The sequence below is a fragment of the Rhizobium sp. YJ-22 genome (genome assembly GCF_029601685.1).
Taxonomy (GTDB): Bacteria; Pseudomonadota; Alphaproteobacteria; order Rhizobiales; family Rhizobiaceae; genus Metarhizobium.
This window is the reverse complement of sequence record NZ_JARRIR010000008.1, coordinates 104808-120729: the sequence shown is the minus strand read 5'-3', so window position 1 is coordinate 120729 and position 15922 is coordinate 104808. Positions and strand designations below refer to the sequence as shown.

Sequence of the window (15922 nt, the reverse complement as noted above, 5' to 3'; positions counted from 1 at the left end):
GGTCAGATCCTCACTTTTTTTCCATAACACATTGCAGCGGATGCTGATGCTGTTTGGCGAAGTCCATGACCTGGCTCACCTTCGTCTCAGCCACTTCATATGTAAACACACCACATTCGCCCACCCCATGATTGTGGACGTGCAACATGATGCGGGTCGCAGCCTCCAGATCCTTCTGGAAGAATCGCTCCAGGATATGAATGACGAACTCCATAGGTGTGTAGTCGTCATTCAGAAGCAAGACGCGATACAGGCTCGGTTTTTTTGTCTTCGGTTTCGTCCGCGTAATCACGGAGGTTCCGCGATTGGCGTTTCCGCCACCGTTTCCCGTATCGTCCTGCATCCGGATCGGCCTGGCGATCATCTGTGTTCATTCCCAATCCAAGGCGCCGCACATTCGAGGGCATCTGCAAACTAAACATCCGAACCCATAATTTAGGTTCCGGATCGCCGATTTTAAGCCCCCTGTCGAACACTGCAACGGGTTTCGTCTTCGCCCCCGCAGTAATTTTTCGGTATGCCATGCCAAACCGGTGCAAGGCTTTCGGCCCCGCGACGCAAAAAGCCGGCCGCCGCGTTCGCGGCAGCCGGCTTTTCAATGTTCGAAAGCCTTATGGCGCAGCCTGTATCAGGCAGCCGGCGTCAGCGCCGTCGACGGGCGAACCGGAGAGAATTCATAGGGCTTGTAGACCGACTTGGCGAGATCAGCATACATTTCGTTGATCTTGGTCGCTTCGGCCACGAAGGATTCATAGGCAGTCTTGACGTAGGTCGACTGCAGTTCGAATGCCGACTCGACGCTTTTGACGCCGGCGAGCGCTTCAGCGTGGGACACGGCGTCCTGGAAAGACTTCTTGGTATATTCGGCCGATTCGGCGGCGATCGCCTGGAAGCCCTTGGTGAACTCGGAATAACCTTTCAGCATCGTATCAACCGTCTCCTTGCCCTTCTTGCTGGCGTCATCGAAGTTGAACATCTGACCGTCCTTTTCCTATGGTTGGATGGGCGCAGTATGGCGTTCCGGAAAGGCAAGTCAAGAAAAATTGTGCAGTGCAAGAAACTCATAGATTGCACCGCCACAATAGTCAGCTGGCGCGAAAAGCTGCGATCTTAACGGCAATCACAACCAAAAATCCGTCAAAATTTTTCATTTTCTTCAGAATTTCTGCGAAACTCCTCGTAAAACCATTGATTTAGTATCTGCGGAGGGCATTTTCAAAAATCCTTCGACGCAACCCGATTTGTGAGGATATTCAACCTAGGCGGAAGATTTCACCGCAATGCAAAAAGGCCGGCGCAAGTTCTGCACCGGCCTTCCAACGATCTTTCGATGCCTCTTTCGCGCCGATCAGAGATCTTCGCTGAGGATCGCCATGGAGAAATTATAGGACAGCTCGCCGTCTTCGTCGTCGCGGAAGATGACGCCCAGGAACTCGTCGCCGACATAGACTTCGGCGGAATCGTTCTTGCGCGGACGCGCCTTCACAACGATGGCGGGGTTGAGCGTCCGCTTGAAATAGGCATCAAGCTTCTTCAGTTCGTCTGGCTTCACGCTTCATCTCCATATGATGTTCGGCGCCGGTTCTGCATGGGAAAGCCTGAGGTGTAAAGTCCCAAAACAGGCTGCACAAGGCTGTGCAGCGTTTTTGCGTCCGGCGGGAAAGGGATTGACGGGCGGCAAACTCAGGTCATGCCGCCCCGTCATGCAGGTGTCTTTCGTTCAATCGAGCGTCGCGAGCATCTGGTCCATGATGCGCGACGGCTCGGAGCAGCCGGCTTCGCCGACAATCCTGGCTGGCACGCCGGCAACCGTCTTCTTCGGGGGAACCGGCTTCAGCACCACCGAGCCGGCTGCGATGCGTGAGCAATGGCCGATCTCGATGTTGCCGAGGATTTTCGCGCCGGCGCCGATCAGCACGCCGTTCATGATCTTCGGGTGGCGGTCCGCGCCTTCCTTACCGGTGCCGCCGAGCGTCACGCCGTGCAGGATCGAGACGTTATCACCGATGACGGCGGTCTCGCCGACGACGAGACCGGTGGCGTGATCGAGGAAGATGCCCTTGCCGATACGCGCCGCCGGGTTGATGTCGGTCTGGAAGACGCTGGACGAGCGGCTCTGCAGATAAAGCGCGAAATCGCGGCGGCCATGGCCGAGTAGCCAGTGCGCCAGGCGATGCGTCTGGATGGCGTGGAAACCCTTGAAATAGAGCACCGGCTCGATGAAGCGCAGGCAGGCAGGATCGCGATCGTAAACGGCCTGGATGTCGACGCGCAGGATATTGCCCCATTCCGGCCAGTCGGCCAGCATGTCCTGGAAGGCCCGGCGCAGCAGGCTCGCCTGCACCTCGCCGTTTCCGAGGCGGTCACAGATGCGATAGATGACGCAGTCTTCCAGCGTGCGATGGTTCAGCACGCTGGCGTGGAAGAAGGCGGCCAGGATCGGATCCTCTTCCGCGGCAGCGCGCGCCTCGTAGCGCAGGCTGTCCCAGATCGGATCCATGGGCTGGACCTGCTCGTTCTTGCGAGCATCGGTGACTGCGACCATTATCGGTCTCCTCGTTTCCCGTCGGGGCATCGAAGCGTTTCCGGTGAGACTTCCGTCACCTTCCCTGCTCCTACATTTGTTTTCACGCAAATCCGGCGATCGACCGCCTCAGCGTGCCGGAATGGCTTTATTATATACGGCATTTCCCGCACAAGGCCAGATGCCGCGCAAATTTGGCGTGGACCGGATGTTTACGAGCATGAAACACCTCAGGCTGCTTCCAATCCGGCATAGAAGTCCAGCACCGCCTTCTTGAAGACCCGGTCGCCGACCGCCAGCATATGGTCGCGATTGGGGATATCGAGCGCCCGGGCATCGCGCATCAGCGCCGCCAGTTCTTGCGGCGAACCGGCGATGTCGTCCTTCGTGCCGACGCCGATCAGGGTGGGGACGTCGATGCGGGCGATTTCCTCCGGCGTGATCAGGTCGCGCGAGGTGCGGATGCATGCGGCGAGCGCCAGCCGGTCGCTCTTCGTCTGGTCGGCAAAGGCGCGGAACATGCGGCCGCGGTCATGGGCGACGCTGTCGATGGAGGGCGCCATCAGCGCGTCGGCGATCGGATCCCAATCGCCCACTCCGTCGACCATGCCGATGCCAAGGCCGCCGAATACCAGCGAGCGGATCCGGTGCGGATGGCCGAGCGCGAGGAAAGCGGAGATGCGCGCGCCCATCGAATAGCCCATGACATGCGCATCCGGCAGGCCGAGATGATCGAGCAGCGCGGCCGCGTCCCCGGCCATCAACGGTACGTGATAGGCGGCTGGGTCATGCGGCTTGTCACTCCCGCCATGGCCACGATTGTCGAGGGCGATCACCCGGTAACCGGCGTCGCCCAGCGTCTTCAGCCAGCCGGGATAGACCCAGTTGACGCTGGCACTGGAGGCGAAGCCGTGGATGAGCAGCACCGGCGGCCCGACGGGATCGCCCGCGTCGAAGAAGGACAGGCTCAGCCCGTCATGGACGAAACTCGAAAACGGCGGCGGGTCGATATTCATGGATCTCTCGTTGTTTTTCGGCGCCGCGACCATAAGGGATCGCCCCGCGGCGGTGAACCCCGCCTCGCCCACAAATCTCACCCGCCAGTGACAAGATGCGGCTACACATTTGCCGCGAAGGCGGATAAGGTCCGCCGCAAATCGAACGACTGCATTGGAGACTTGATCATGGCGGGCGGACACGCAATTCCTCACTTCCAGAATGACGGCGGCTATCGCGCAATCGAAGTGGGCGTCAAGGAATTCATGTGCACGGGCGCATCCATTCCCTTCGACCATCCGCATATCTTCATCGACATGGGCGACGAGGTCGAAAAGGTCTGTTCCTATTGCTCAACGCTGTATCGCTACACCCCCTCTCTGAAGGCCACGGAAACGGTTCCGGCCGGCTGCATTTTCCAGTTCAAGGCAGCCTGATCCGCGAAGAGCCATGTCGATCGAGCATGTCGCCATCATCGGCGCGGGTGTCGCGGGTCTCACCGTGGCGCTTGCCCTCGCGCAGCGCGGCATCGCTTCGACCGTCATCGAGCAAGCCGCGGAACTGACAGAGGTCGGCGCGGGCCTGCAACTCTCGCCGAACGCCACCCGGATTCTCGAACGCCTTGGCGTGCTGCGCGCGTTGCAGTCTGTCTGGCTAGAGCCCGAGAGTATCCGCCTGCGCTCCGGCACCCGCCTTTCCTCGATTGCCGAGGTTCCGCTCGGCAGCTTTGCCCGCGAGCGCTGGCAGGCTCCCTATGGCGTGCTGCATCGCGCGACCCTGCAAAAGACGCTTCTGGCCGCCGTCTCGGCGCAGCAGCTCTGCCGGCTCGTTACCGGACAGCGGATCGACTCGCCCTCAATGGAAGCGTTCGAGGCGATCTGCGGCCGCGCCCCGGATGTGGTCATCGGCGCCGATGGCGTCTGGTCAGTTGTCCGGCAGCGGATCGCCGGGGCGGAACCTGCCCGCTTTTCCGGAAACATCGCCTGGCGGATGCTGTTGCCACAGGAGGAAGCGCCTGACTTCATCGAACGGGATAAAGTCACGGCGTTTCTAGGCCCCGCCTCGCATCTGGTCGCCTATCCGTTGAAGGACAGCGGCCATGTCAATCTGGTGGCCATCGCCCATGGCCGCGATCCCGGCAAGGGCTGGGATCATGGCGTCGTGAACCGCACCGAACTCAGCCATGCGTTTCGCGCTTGGCATCCGCGCATCCGTGCGATGATCGACGGAATCGAGCAGCCTCGCCTGTGGCCGCTCTATGAAATGCCCGAGGGCGCTTGGAGCAACAGCCGCGACACGATCCTGATCGGCGACGCCGCCCATGCCGTGACCCCGTTTGCGGCGCAAGGGGCGGCGATGGCGATCGAGGACGCCTATGAACTGGCGCTGGCACTGGCCATGCAGGCGCCGGCCGACGCCATCCGCGCCTTCGCCACCAAACGCAAGCCGCGCGTCAAGAAAATCGGCAAGCGCGGCGCGTTCAACCGCTTCGTCTATCATGTGCGCGGCCCGCTGGCGCTTGGCCGCAACCTCGTCCTCAAGCTGCGTCCGCCGCACGAGGTGGCGGCGGATCTCGACTGGATCTACGAGTATCGTGCCGAGTGGTGACACGTCTGTATCGTCGCATTTCCCGGACGGGAAACCGCCTCCCACTCTCCTGGAAATGCGTCAGACGGCCGCTGCGGCAGACAATGCCCGCTCCAGATCCGCCTTTAGATCCTTGATATCTTCGAGGCCGATCTGCAGACGCAGCACCGGTCCCTCCGCCGGCGCCTTACGGATGCGGCGGTCGCCAAGACCGACATGCACGGCGAGACTTTCGAAGCCGCCCCAGGAATAGCCGAGGCCGAAATAGCGCAGCGCATCGAGGAAGGCATGCGCCTTCGCCTTGTGCCGATCCGGCGCGCCGCCTTCCAGCACGATGGAAAAGATGCCGCTGGCGCCCTTGAAATCCCGCTTCCAGATGGCATGGCCCGGAAAACTCGGCAGGCCCGGATGCAGCACGGCGGCGACATCGTCGCGGCCTTCCAGCCAAGCGGCCAGTTCCAACGCGCTGTGCTGATGGCGCTCCAGACGGATGCCCATGGTGCGCAGCCCACGCAGGATCTGGTAGGAATCATCCGGCGAGGCGCAGGTGCCGAGCGTGATCTGCGTGTCATGCAGCCGCTCCCAATGGGCGGCATTGGCAGAGACCGTGCCGAACAGCACATCCGAATGGCCAGACGGATATTTCGTTGCGGCGTGTATGGAAATGTCGACGCCGAAATCCAGCGGTTTGAAATAGATCGGTGTCGCCCAGGTATTATCCATGCTGACGACGGCGCCATGCCGGTGAGCGACCGCGCAGATGGCGCCGATATCCTGCATTTCAAAGGTGTTGGAACCCGGCGCCTCTGTGTGAACCAGCTTCGTGTTCGGCCGCATCAGCGCCTCGATACCGGCGCCGATTTCCGGATCGTAATAATCGACGGTGACGCCGAGGCGCGCCAGCATCGTGTCGCAGAAATGCCGCGTCGGAAAATAGACCGAATCGACGACCAGCGCATGATCTCCAGCCGACAGGAAGCCAAGAAAGGGAACGGTGACCGCCGCAAGGCCCGAGGGCACGAGGATCGTTCCGGCAGAACCTTCCAGTTCGTCGATCGCTTCGCAGAGCGCATCCGTGGTCGGCGTGCCCCGCGTGCCGTAGGTGTATTTCTGGGCGCGGTTTTCCATCGTGCGGGCATCGGGGAAAAGCACGGTGGAGGCATGGACCACCGGCGGGTTCACGAAACCGTGGAAATCGCGCGGATTGGGGCCGATATGAGACAGGCGCGTATTGATTCCCGCGTCCTGCTTGGCGCTGTCATGATCGTTCATCAATAAAATCTGCTTGTTGGTGTGGGCCTTGCGCCGCCATCTTTGAGCCCCGGCCCCCGCCTGGTCAACCCCTTCTTGCCGCTGTCCGTTTTGCGAACTCCGCTGGCTATTCCATCGAAAGGCGCGAGATCTAGGCAGGGCATCGCCCGAAGAAAAGGCAGGCAGGACACAAACTTGGCAGGTTCCGTTAAAAATGTCTTTTCGAAGGTCAATTTACGTCGCCGCCCTTGACCCTGCACACTTTTGCGACTGTGATAGCGTCACTCGCAACCGGGAGGTCGGCGAGGTCGCGCGGGGTCGCCTCTGGCGCAGCGCCGCGCGCAGTCAAATAACAACAGAAAAAGGTTGGGAAAAATGAAGAAGAAGCTTCTGTCGGCGATGATCGGCGCAGCCGTCCTTGGAGTTGGCGCTCCGGCTGCTTTTGCGGGCAAACTCGACGACGTCAAGGCCAAGGGATTCATTCAATGCGGCGTCAACGGCGCCGGCCTGCTCGGTTTTGCCTCTCAGGACAGCAGCGGCAACTGGTCCGGCCTCGACATCGATTACTGCAAAGCCGTCGCCGCTGCCGTTTTCGGCGATGCGACCAAGGTGAAATATACGCCGCTTTCGGCCAAGGATCGCTTCCCGGCGCTTCAGTCCGGCGAAATCGATCTTCTGTCGCGCAACACCACCTGGACGATCAGCCGCGACACGCAGCTCGGCTTCAACTTCCGCACCGTCAACTATTATGACGGCCAGGGCTTCATGGCCCGCAAGGAGCTTGGCGTGAAATCGGCGCTGGAATTGTCGGGCGCCACTGTCTGCGTGCAGAGCGGCACCACCACCGAACTCAACCTGGCCGACTACTTCAAGGCCAACAAGATGGAATACAAGCTGACCGTCTTCGAAAAGCAGGACGAGGTGGACCAAGCTTATGACGCCGGCAAGTGCGACGTCTACACCACCGACCAGTCGGGCCTGTATGCCATCCGACTGACGCTGTCCAAGCCGGACGACCACATCATCCTGCCGGAAATCATCTCCAAGGAGCCGCTCGGACCGGCCGTCCGCCAGGGCGACGACCAGTGGTTCGATATCGTGAGCTGGGCCCATTACGCCATGGTCGCCGCCGAGGAATTCGGCATCACCCAGGCCAATGTCGACGAGATGAAGTCCTCCACCAACCCGGACATCAAGCGTTTCCTCGGCACCGAGGAAGGTTCAACCATCGGCAAGGATCTGGGCGTCGACAGTGCCTGGGCCTACAATATCATCAAGCAGGTCGGCAATTACGGTGAATCCTTCGACCGCAACGTCGGTGAAGGCAGCAAGCTGAAGATCGCCCGTGGCCTCAACGCCCTGTGGACGAAGGGCGGCCTGCAATACGCACCGCCGATTCGCTGATTCCCTCATTATCCGGGAGGCGGTTCGCCGCCTCCCGTCGCTGACAAAAAACAAAAGGCCCGAACCAAGGGCGCAGCAGGGGAAAATATATGGCTATGATGCAGGACAAGCTCGCGGATTCGCGAGCGCCGGCGGTATCGCCCCTATACGATCCGAGAATACGCGGATTGTTCTATCAGATCGTGACCGTTCTTGCCCTTGTGGGCATCGTTTTCGTCATCGTGACCAATACGGCCGACAATCTGCGTCGCGCCAACATCTCGTCGGGATTCGGCTTTCTGCAGGGACGCGCCGGTTTCGACCTCGGCCAGTCGCTCATCGAATATTCCAGCGACCATACCTATCTCAGAGCGCTGGAAGTCGGCTTTATCAATACCCTCCTCGTGGCCGTCGTCGGCATCGCGCTGGCAACCGCCGTCGGCCTCGTGATCGGTATCGGGCGCCTGTCGTCCAACTGGCTGATCGCGCGTCTATGCACGGTCTATGTCGAGCTGTTCCGCAACATCCCGCCACTGCTGGTCATCTTCTTCTGGTATGTGACGGTCATCAACATCCTGCCGCAGGTGCGCGCCTCGATCGCCCTGCCGCTGGATATCTTCATCAACAATCGCGGCGTCTATTTTCCGAAACCGATCTTCGGCGAGGGCTTCGATTTCGTCGCCATCGCCTTTGTCGTCGGTATCGTGCTGTCGATCATGCATGCGCGCTGGGTCAGTGCACGGCAGATGGCGACCGGCAAGCGCGCACCGGTGCTACCCGTTGTGCTGGCGCTGATCGTCGGCCTTCCGCTGGTGGTCTATTTCATCCAGGGCATGCCGTTGACCTTCGACGTGCCGACCGCCGGCAAGTTCAACCTCACCGGCGGCAGCAATATCGGCCCGGAATTCGTCTCGCTGCTTTTGGCGCTGTCGCTCTATACCGCCGCCTTCATCGCCGAAATCGTCCGCGCCGGCATTCGCGGCGTGCCGAAGGGCCAGTCGGAGGCCGCCAATGCGCTCGGCGTGCGGCCGGGGCTGGCGATGCGGTTGATCGTCATTCCGCAGGCGTTGCGTATCATCATTCCGCCACTGACCAGCCAGTATCTGAACCTCATCAAGAACTCCTCGCTCGCCGTCGCCATCGGATACGCCGATCTGGTCGCCGTCGGCGGCACCATCCTCAACCAGACCGGCCATTCGATCGAGATCGTCGCCATCTGGATGGTGTTCTACGTGACGGTGAGCCTGCTGACCTCGCTGTTCATGAACTGGTTCAACGCCAAAATGGCCCTGGTGGAGCGCTGATCCATGGCAATGGTTACACCCTTTATCCGCACTGACATGCTGGAGCCGGAACAGGCTCCCCGCCAGGAAAGCGGCGTCATCGGCTGGCTGCGGCACAACCTGTTCGGCTCGATCTTCGATTCGGTGCTGACGATTCTAGCGCTGCTTTTCCTGATCGCGCTTCTGCCGCCCATCTTCGAGTGGCTGTTCGTCAACGCCACCTGGAGCGGCGCAGACCGCTCCGTCTGCGCCACGGTGGCGCAGGGCGGCACGCAGCCGGATGGCTGGAGCGGCGCCTGCTGGGCCTATGTCGGCGATTATTTCCAGCAATTCATGTACGGCACTTACCCCATGGACCAACGCTGGCGGCCATCGCTGGTGGCGGCGCTGTTCGTCATACTGTTGGCGCCTTTGCTGATTCCCAAGGTTCCACACAAGGGCTGGAATGCGCTGGCACTGTTCGTCGTCTTCCCGATCATCGCGGCCATCCTGCTGCTCGGCGGTGTCTTCGGACTGCCCTTTGTCGAGACCGCCATGTGGGGCGGGCTGATGGTGACGCTGATCATTTCCTTCGTCGGCATCGCCGTATCCCTGCCCTTCGGCATCCTGCTGGCGCTCGGGCGACGCTCGAAGATGCCGGTCATCAAGATGCTGTGCGTCGCCTTCATCGAACTGATCCGCGGCGTACCGCTGATCACCGTCCTGTTCATGGCCAGCGTCATGCTGCCGCTGTTCCTGCCGGCCGGCTGGACGATCGACAAGCTGCTGCGCGCCTTGGTCGGGGTGTCGATCTTCGCGTCGGCCTATATGGCGGAAGTCATTCGCGGCGGCCTGCAAGCCGTTCCGAAGGGCCAGTATGAAGGCGCCGACTCGCTCGGGCTCAGCTATTGGCAGAAAATGCGCCTGGTCGTCATGCCGCAGGCGATCAAGCTCGTCATCCCCGGCATCGTCAACACCTTCATCGGCATGTTCAAGGATACGTCGCTGGTGTCGATCATTTCGATGTACGATCTGCTGGGCATCGTGAAGAAAAGTTTCAGCGATCCGACCTGGGTATCGCCGGTGACCTCCTTGACGGGGCTTGTCTTCGCCGGCACTGTCTTCTGGCTTTTCTGCTTCGGCATGTCCAGATATTCCGGCTTCATGGAGCGGCATCTGGATACCGGACACAAACGATAAAGGGGTTCAACAATGGCTGAAGCCGAACTGAAGAAAATGACCGTGTCGGCCACCGACGTCGCGGTCGAAATCGCCAAGATGAACAAGTGGTACGGCGATTTCCACGTGCTGCGCGACATCGACCTCAAGGTCATGAAAGGCGAGCGCATCGTCATCGCCGGCCCCTCCGGGTCCGGCAAGTCGACGATGATCCGCTGCATCAACCGCCTCGAAGAGCACCAGTCGGGCAAGATCGTCGTCGACGGCATTGAGCTGACCAACGACCTCAAGAAGATCGACGAGGTGCGCCGCGAAGTCGGCATGGTGTTCCAGCATTTCAACCTTTTCCCGCACCTGACCATCCTCGAAAACTGCACCCTGGCGCCGATCTGGGTGCGCAAGATGCCGAAGAAGGAGGCCGAGGAAGTGGCGATGCACTACCTCAAGCGCGTCAAGATCCCCGAGCAGGCCCATAAATATCCTGGCCAGCTCTCCGGCGGCCAGCAGCAGCGCGTGGCCATTGCCCGCTCGCTGTGCATGAAGCCGAAGATCATGCTGTTCGACGAGCCGACCTCGGCGCTCGACCCCGAAATGGTCAAGGAAGTGCTCGACACCATGGTGTCGCTCGCCGAAGAAGGCATGACCATGCTCTGCGTGACCCACGAAATGGGCTTTGCCCGCCAGGTCGCCAACCGCGTCATCTTCATGGACCAGGGCCAGATCGTCGAGCAGAATTCGCCGCACGAGTTCTTCGACAATCCGCAGCATGAGCGCACCAAGCTGTTCCTCAGCCAGATCCTGCATTGAATCTTTGCTGCCGGAGAGGCTACCCGCCTACCCGGCAGCATCCGCCATGCAACGGGGACAACCGGGCCGAACCTCGATTTTGCAGTTGCGGTCCGCGCCGGAAGCGTGTATCCCGCGCCACAGGATACGGAGTGTAGCGCAGTCTGGTAGCGCATCTGGTTTGGGACCAGAGGGTCGGGAGTTCGAATCTCTCCACTCCGACCATCATCCTCTTCCCATTTATTGTTTTTCGTCTGCGCGCTCTCTGTCGTGTGTCAGTCAACGACGTCGGCTAGTTTTTCGCGGTGCTGGCGAATTCGGATTGATAAGATGTACCGAGATGGCTATTGAAATTGAAGACTCGTATGCCTGAGTTTTCGATTGCGATGGCAAGGAAACCGGGCATTTCGGGTCGACGTCACTCGACCGCAGACCATTGTCGATCAACGGAGCCATGACTGAGATGTCCGCAAGGATCTATCGCCCTGCCAAAACCGCGATGCAATCCGGAAAGGCCAAGACGCACCTCTGGGTGCTGGAATTCGATCAGGAGCAGCCGCGCAAGATCGATCCGATCATGGGGTATACGTCTTCGGGGGATATGAAGCAGCAACTGAAGCTGACCTTCGAATCTCAGGAAGAAGCCGAAGCCTATGCCCAGCGCAACGGCATCGACTACCGGGTGATCCAGCCCAAGGAAGCGACGCGCAAGGCGGTTTCCTATTCGGACAATTTCCGCTTCAACCGCACACAGCCCTGGACGCACTGACAGCCGAGGTTGCGGATGGAACGCCTTCCGCAACCTGAACTTCGATCCCTCATGGTTTCCGGGGGGTCGCCACGGCCCCTTAGCTCAGCTGGATAGAGCACCTGCCTTCTAAGCAGGTTGTCGCAGGTTCGAATCCTGCAGGGGTCGCCACCGCCTTTTCGTCTTCAACGCATTTTTTTGGCCGGGCCTCGCAACCGTCGCCCGAATCGTCCCATTTTTTGAATCAGGAATCGCTTATCGGCCGAGCAACGCCCTTTGGGTGTTCGACTAGGTTGCGCGGCCGAATTCGGCTGCAGCATAAAATCGGCCGGATTGCACCATTGTTTCGTCGGAGTTGTCGCGCTATATGGGTGCTCTATCGAACTATGTTAGCGACCTTTGCCTAAGCCGATGCGGCCTGTCAGAACTCCTTCATCGTCGATATTGTCGCCGGCTCTGCCCGGCTCCCCTCAACGATTGAAAGGAAATCGTTATGAACACAGGTACCGTCAAGTGGTTCAACAGCACCAAGGGTTATGGCTTCATCCAGCCGGATAACGGCGGCCAGGACGTCTTCGTTCACATCTCCGCTGTCGAGCGTTCGGGCATGTCGTCGCTGACGGACGGCCAGAAGGTTTCCTACGAAATCATTCAGGATCGTCGCTCGGGCAAGAGTTCGGCCGGCAATCTCAGCGCCGCCTGATCACTGCCTGACGCAGCCTACAGGCAGTCGCATCCTATCGAAAGGCCGGGTCATGCCCGGCCTTTTTTGATTCGATCCGTGGTGCAGGACGTGGCGTTGATCGCCATGCGACATGCAAAAGCCGCCTGCTATGGACAGGCGGCCCGGAACCTCGCAGTTTCACTGTCGACTCCCTGGAGCATTTCCAGCCGAAGCGAGATCGCTTCGGCGTGGGACAATGCGGCAAAACACTCTATCGATCGTTGCCGATCTGGCGACTGATGACCCGGTCGCCTTCGCGGATGCCGAGGGCCGCGGCGCGGCCGCCGTTGATCTCCAGCACATATTTCACGGGACCACGAGAGTCGATAATCGCCTGAGACATCGGCTCCGCCTCGCGGTGGATGCGGTGGATGGCGCCACCCTCGCCGATGAACAGCATATCGAGCGGGATCTCGGTATTCATCATCCACATGCTGACGCGGCGAGTCACACCGAAATCGAAAAGCATGCCGGCATCCGCGTCCATATGCTTGCGAAACATCAGGCCACGGGAGCGCTGTTCGTCGCTGGTCGCCAGTTCGACAAGGAACTGATGCTTCGTGCCGCCGGCTGAAATCACGGTCAGCAATTCCGACGGGAAGTTGATCTCGTCCGCCGAAGCCTCGGCCAACCCCAGAACCGACAGAAAGAGAAAAAGCGCCGCAGCGGCGCTTTTTACAGATCGCGAAAAGCAATGCACGGCCATCAATGCGACCTGCCGGGAAAACTCGGCGTATCCGGATGGATTTCCGCCGCCATCAGGCCCTTGTCGCCATTGCCGAAGCGCACCAGAACGACCTGGCCGGGACGCAGTTCGGTGAGGCCGAAGCGACGCAGCGTTTCCATGTGGATGAAGATATCCTCGGTGCCTTCGCCGCGCGTCAGGAAGCCGAAGCCCTTGGTGCGATTGAACCACTTGACCAGGGCTCGCTCCAGCCCGCTCGTCGGTGTTACCTGCACATGGGTGCGCACCGGCGGCAGTTGCGAGGGATGGATCGCGGTCGACTGGTCCATCGAAAGAATGCGGAAAGCCTGGTATCCGCGATCGCGCTTCTGAACCAGCGCGACGATGCGCGTGCCCTCGAGAATAGTTTGATATCCGTCGCGCCTCAGGCAGGTGACATGCAGAAGAACATCCTGCATTCCATTGTCCGGGATAATGAACCCGAACCCCTTTGCGACATCAAACCATTTGACGACTCCCGTCACCTCGATCAGTTCGACGGGCTCACTCGAGAATTCCTCGAAAAAAGTGACGCCTTTCGACGAAATCTTGTCCACCATCTTTTGCCAGCCCCTCGATTACGCGCCACACACCCGCTGCGGTTAACTGATTCTTGACGATCAAATTAACATCTCGGCAACCGTTTCGCGCAAGTCCTAGTTTCGATTTACCTCTGTCGTTTTTTAACGGACAAGGCTTGCTTGAAGCTGTTTTCGAGCCAAATATCCGCCCGCAAACATAGGGAGAAAAGCCGATGCGCTATCTACACACAATGGTCAGGGTCAAGGATCTGGATACCTCACTGCGCTTTTATAGCACAGTCTTTGGGCTGACGGAAATTCGTCGTTACGAAAATGAAAAGGGCCGGTTCACGCTGGTGTTCCTTGCGGCCCGCGACGATCTGGAAACCGCGCGCGAGAAACTGTCGCCCTGCCTGGAACTGACCTACAACTGGGATACGGAAGACTATACCGGTGGACGCAATTTCGGCCACCTCGCCTATGAAGTCGACGATATCTACGATTTCTGCCGTCATTTGATGGACAATGGCATCACCATCAACCGGCCGCCGCGTGACGGGCACATGGCTTTCGTGCGCTCGCCGGACGGGATCTCCATCGAGATCCTGCAGAAGGGCGAAAGCCTGCCGCCGGCCGAGCCCTGGGCTTCGATGGAAAACACCGGAAGCTGGTAAGCCTGGAGCGTTTCCGCCCTCTTTGAGGCGCGGGAACGCTTAACTCCTTGTTTTGGTGCATTTCCAGCTGAGAAACCGGCCTCCGCTCTCCCTGGAAATGCTTCTGATGACAGCTTAGCGCAAGTCCCGCCTGCTATTTCCGCGTCATGGAGCGATGGCGATCCCAGGGCAAAACCCGGGCATTGCCGCGTGGCCGGTCGGCATGATTGCCCCGGCCCATGGGAAATGGGTCTTACGCTTGCGTATCGAACACTTCACGACGGCGAATCGAACGTCATTGAGCCTCAGGCTGGCTTCGGCCGGCCTGTTGCTGCTTCTGGCGGGTTGTGTGACGGCGCCGCAAAAGCCGGGCGACGGCAAGCTCGATGCCGCCCAGCTCGGCCTCGACCCGCAGATCGTGCCGCTGGCGCAGGAGGAGGCGCAACAGATCGCCGGCAAGCCGCGCGCTGCACTTGCCGCACCTGTCCGACAGCCGCAGCTTGCGGCAAGCGAGCAACTCCAGCCGACCGCGGACATGGCAAGCACGCCGATGCAGGTCCAACCGAATATCGGCGGCCTTGCCTTGCAGCCGACCGGTATCAATCCCAGCCGTGCATCGATCTTTGCGGCGCCGAGACCCGCAACGATTGCACCGCTGGAGCCGACAGCCGCCGATGTGCCCGCTTTCGCACCGACGCCGTCGGCGAGTCCGGCGGTCAACAGCATCCAACAGCAGGCACCGAAGGCACCAAGCGCAGCGCCTAGCCCCCTTTCGCAAAAGGCGCAGAAGGTCGATCCGCGTTTCGCCGGCCTGCCCTTCCGCCGCAACGACTATATCGGCGCCGATGACATTCCATTGGCCATGGCGGCGAATTTCTATGCCAGCAAGAACCTCTACACGCCGGAGGATGGAGACGACGCGCCAGGCGGGCTGATGAAACTGGCCTCGCTCTCCGGCATGGCGCGCAACGCCGCCCATGGCTTGCGCATCCAGCGCCCGGACGTACAAGTCGGCTGCTTCAAGCCGGAACTGGTCGGACTGATCAAAAGCGCCGAACGGCATTTCGGCACCCAAGCCCTGGTGACCTCCGGTTATCGCGATCCAACGCACAACCGCCGGGTCGGCGGCGCGCTGCATTCGCTGCATATGAAATGCGACGCGGCCGATATCCAGCTCGCCGGAGTTTCCAAGTGGGATCTGGCGAAATTCCTGCGCGCCCAACCGAGCCGTGGCGGGGTTGGCACCTATTGCCATACGCCTTCGGTGCATATCGATATCGGTCGTCCGCGCGACTGGAACTGGCGCTGCCGCCGCGACGAGGTATGAGCTCGGCCGCCCAGGCAATAAGACCTTGTTTTTCATCGCCTATCGTCTTACCGCCCGTTGTCGTCGATTTGTCATTTTTTTGTTCCCGAACGCATTTCACGCTTGCAGGTTTCGAAAGCTCTCACTATAACGCGCCTACCAAAGCGCACGCGCCCTTCGTCTATCGGTTAGGACGTCAGATTTTCATTCTGAAAAGAGGGGTTCGACTCCCCTAGGGCGTGCCACTTTCTTTTCCGCAAGCCGCTGAATGATTGCCG

Annotated in this window: 18 protein-coding genes and 3 tRNA genes; 13 read left to right on the top strand and 8 right to left on the bottom strand. The window is 60.2% G+C overall.

Annotated elements, in window-relative coordinates; genetic code table 11:
- Positions 1-10 precede the first annotated feature (10 nt).
- The 5 genes from clpS to P7F60_RS19010 all read right to left on the bottom strand — a co-directional run bounded on the left by clpS (position 11) and on the right by P7F60_RS19010 (position 3540).
- Positions 11-364, bottom strand: coding sequence for an ATP-dependent Clp protease adapter ClpS (clpS, locus tag P7F60_RS19030; protein ID WP_277919262.1), 354 nt, complete (start codon positions 362-364; stop codon positions 11-13).
- A 264-nt stretch (positions 365-628) separates the two neighbouring features.
- A complete protein-coding gene (locus P7F60_RS19025; RefSeq protein WP_277919261.1) occupies positions 629-976 on the bottom strand; it encodes a phasin family protein in 348 nt (115 codons plus the stop codon).
- A gap of 372 nt (positions 977-1348) precedes the next feature.
- On the bottom strand, positions 1349-1552 hold the full coding sequence (locus P7F60_RS19020; RefSeq protein WP_277919260.1) for a DUF3126 family protein: 204 nt from the start codon (positions 1550-1552) through the stop codon (positions 1349-1351).
- Between the two features lie 168 nt (positions 1553-1720).
- Positions 1721-2545, bottom strand: coding sequence for a serine O-acetyltransferase (gene cysE, locus P7F60_RS19015; RefSeq protein WP_277919259.1), 825 nt, complete (start codon positions 2543-2545; stop codon positions 1721-1723).
- 209 nt (positions 2546-2754) lie between these two features.
- A complete protein-coding gene (locus P7F60_RS19010) occupies positions 2755-3540 on the bottom strand; it encodes an alpha/beta hydrolase (protein ID WP_277919258.1) in 786 nt (261 codons plus the stop codon).
- Positions 3541-3708: 168 nt separating this feature from the next.
- Here P7F60_RS19010 and P7F60_RS19005 point away from each other — a divergent pair, with 168 nt between their 5' ends.
- Together P7F60_RS19005 and P7F60_RS19000 are read left to right on the top strand one after the other, a co-directional pair.
- The gene (locus tag P7F60_RS19005) at positions 3709-3957 is read left to right on the top strand and encodes a zinc-finger domain-containing protein (protein ID WP_277919257.1); all 249 of its coding nucleotides are present in this window, start codon (positions 3709-3711) and stop codon (positions 3955-3957) included.
- A 13-nt stretch (positions 3958-3970) separates the two neighbouring features.
- Positions 3971-5128: an FAD-dependent monooxygenase gene (locus P7F60_RS19000; RefSeq protein ID WP_277919256.1), complete on the top strand. Its 1158-nt coding sequence runs from the start codon at positions 3971-3973 to the stop codon at positions 5126-5128.
- Positions 5129-5188: 60 nt separating this feature from the next.
- Here P7F60_RS19000 and P7F60_RS18995 read toward each other — a convergent pair whose 3' ends face one another.
- Positions 5189-6379 carry a cystathionine beta-lyase gene (locus tag P7F60_RS18995; protein ID WP_277919255.1) on the bottom strand — a complete coding sequence of 397 codons (1191 nt, stop codon included), beginning with the start codon at positions 6377-6379 and terminating at the stop codon, positions 5189-5191.
- Between the two features lie 354 nt (positions 6380-6733).
- Here P7F60_RS18995 and P7F60_RS18990 point away from each other — a divergent pair, with 354 nt between their 5' ends.
- The 8 genes from P7F60_RS18990 (at position 6734) to P7F60_RS18955 (ending at position 12419) form a co-directional block, all read left to right on the top strand.
- Positions 6734-7762, top strand: a complete 1029-nt coding sequence (locus tag P7F60_RS18990) for an amino acid ABC transporter substrate-binding protein (protein ID WP_277919254.1) — start codon at positions 6734-6736, stop codon at positions 7760-7762.
- Positions 7763-7851: 89 nt separating this feature from the next.
- Complete coding sequence (locus tag P7F60_RS18985; protein WP_277919253.1) at positions 7852-9045, top strand: amino acid ABC transporter permease; 1194 nt, start codon at positions 7852-7854, stop codon at positions 9043-9045.
- Between the two features lie 36 nt (positions 9046-9081).
- Positions 9082-10203: an amino acid ABC transporter permease gene (locus P7F60_RS18980; RefSeq protein WP_277919493.1), complete on the top strand. Its 1122-nt coding sequence runs from the start codon at positions 9082-9084 to the stop codon at positions 10201-10203.
- Between the two features lie 12 nt (positions 10204-10215).
- Entirely contained in the window at positions 10216-10989 is a 774-nt protein-coding gene (locus P7F60_RS18975; RefSeq protein WP_277919252.1) for an amino acid ABC transporter ATP-binding protein, read from the top strand.
- A gap of 127 nt (positions 10990-11116) precedes the next feature.
- Positions 11117-11193: transfer RNA gene (locus P7F60_RS18970), tRNA-Pro, on the top strand.
- A 238-nt stretch (positions 11194-11431) separates the two neighbouring features.
- Entirely contained in the window at positions 11432-11737 is a 306-nt protein-coding gene (locus tag P7F60_RS18965; RefSeq protein ID WP_277919492.1) for an ETC complex I subunit, read from the top strand.
- 73 nt (positions 11738-11810) lie between these two features.
- A tRNA-Arg gene (locus P7F60_RS18960) sits at positions 11811-11887 on the top strand.
- Positions 11888-12209: 322 nt separating this feature from the next.
- Positions 12210-12419 carry a cold-shock protein gene (locus tag P7F60_RS18955; protein ID WP_277919251.1) on the top strand — a complete coding sequence of 70 codons (210 nt, stop codon included), beginning with the start codon at positions 12210-12212 and terminating at the stop codon, positions 12417-12419.
- Positions 12420-12651: 232 nt separating this feature from the next.
- Here the strand turns inward: P7F60_RS18955 and P7F60_RS18950 are convergent, their stop codons facing one another.
- Complete coding sequence (locus P7F60_RS18950) at positions 12652-13146, bottom strand: DUF192 domain-containing protein (protein WP_277919250.1); 495 nt, start codon at positions 13144-13146, stop codon at positions 12652-12654.
- The gene (locus P7F60_RS18945; RefSeq protein WP_277919249.1) at positions 13146-13724 is read right to left on the bottom strand and encodes a cold-shock protein; all 579 of its coding nucleotides are present in this window, start codon (positions 13722-13724) and stop codon (positions 13146-13148) included. The genes P7F60_RS18950 and P7F60_RS18945 overlap by 1 nt, the downstream gene beginning before the upstream one ends.
- A 194-nt stretch (positions 13725-13918) precedes the next feature.
- On the opposite strand from P7F60_RS18945, the gene gloA reads away from it, so the two are divergent.
- The 3 genes from gloA to P7F60_RS18930 all read left to right on the top strand — a co-directional run bounded on the left by gloA (position 13919) and on the right by P7F60_RS18930 (position 15889).
- Entirely contained in the window at positions 13919-14359 is a 441-nt protein-coding gene (gene gloA / locus P7F60_RS18940) for a lactoylglutathione lyase (RefSeq protein WP_277919248.1), read from the top strand.
- 277 nt (positions 14360-14636) lie between these two features.
- Positions 14637-15665 carry a D-Ala-D-Ala carboxypeptidase family metallohydrolase gene (locus tag P7F60_RS18935; RefSeq protein ID WP_277919247.1) on the top strand — a complete coding sequence of 343 codons (1029 nt, stop codon included), beginning with the start codon at positions 14637-14639 and terminating at the stop codon, positions 15663-15665.
- Positions 15666-15814: 149 nt separating this feature from the next.
- Positions 15815-15889: transfer RNA gene (locus tag P7F60_RS18930), tRNA-Glu, on the top strand.
- Positions 15890-15922 lie beyond the last annotated feature (33 nt).

What these genes read in the sequence shown, in the direction of transcription:
- P7F60_RS18995 (WP_277919255.1), bottom strand. Translation starts at nt 6,379, where the DNA reads ATGAACGATCATGACAGCGCCAAGCAGGACGCGGGAATCAATACGCGC.
- P7F60_RS19025 (WP_277919261.1), bottom strand. Translation starts at nt 976, where the DNA reads ATGTTCAACTTCGATGACGCCAGCAAGAAGGGCAAGGAGACGGTTGAT.
- P7F60_RS19005 (WP_277919257.1), top strand. Translation starts at nt 3,709, where the DNA reads ATGGCGGGCGGACACGCAATTCCTCACTTCCAGAATGACGGCGGCTAT.
- gloA (WP_277919248.1), top strand. Translation starts at nt 13,919, where the DNA reads ATGCGCTATCTACACACAATGGTCAGGGTCAAGGATCTGGATACCTCA.
- clpS (WP_277919262.1), bottom strand. Translation starts at nt 364, where the DNA reads ATGATCGCCAGGCCGATCCGGATGCAGGACGATACGGGAAACGGTGGC.
- P7F60_RS18980 (WP_277919493.1), top strand. Translation starts at nt 9,082, where the DNA reads ATGCTGGAGCCGGAACAGGCTCCCCGCCAGGAAAGCGGCGTCATCGGC.
- P7F60_RS19010 (WP_277919258.1), bottom strand. Translation starts at nt 3,540, where the DNA reads ATGAATATCGACCCGCCGCCGTTTTCGAGTTTCGTCCATGACGGGCTG.
- P7F60_RS18945 (WP_277919249.1), bottom strand. Translation starts at nt 13,724, where the DNA reads ATGGTGGACAAGATTTCGTCGAAAGGCGTCACTTTTTTCGAGGAATTC.
- cysE (WP_277919259.1), bottom strand. Translation starts at nt 2,545, where the DNA reads ATGGTCGCAGTCACCGATGCTCGCAAGAACGAGCAGGTCCAGCCCATG.
- P7F60_RS18990 (WP_277919254.1), top strand. Translation starts at nt 6,734, where the DNA reads ATGAAGAAGAAGCTTCTGTCGGCGATGATCGGCGCAGCCGTCCTTGGA.
- P7F60_RS18965 (WP_277919492.1), top strand. Translation starts at nt 11,432, where the DNA reads ATGTCCGCAAGGATCTATCGCCCTGCCAAAACCGCGATGCAATCCGGA.
- P7F60_RS18985 (WP_277919253.1), top strand. Translation starts at nt 7,852, where the DNA reads ATGGCTATGATGCAGGACAAGCTCGCGGATTCGCGAGCGCCGGCGGTA.
- P7F60_RS18950 (WP_277919250.1), bottom strand. Translation starts at nt 13,146, where the DNA reads ATGGCCGTGCATTGCTTTTCGCGATCTGTAAAAAGCGCCGCTGCGGCG.
- P7F60_RS19000 (WP_277919256.1), top strand. Translation starts at nt 3,971, where the DNA reads ATGTCGATCGAGCATGTCGCCATCATCGGCGCGGGTGTCGCGGGTCTC.
- P7F60_RS18955 (WP_277919251.1), top strand. Translation starts at nt 12,210, where the DNA reads ATGAACACAGGTACCGTCAAGTGGTTCAACAGCACCAAGGGTTATGGC.
- P7F60_RS18975 (WP_277919252.1), top strand. Translation starts at nt 10,216, where the DNA reads ATGGCTGAAGCCGAACTGAAGAAAATGACCGTGTCGGCCACCGACGTC.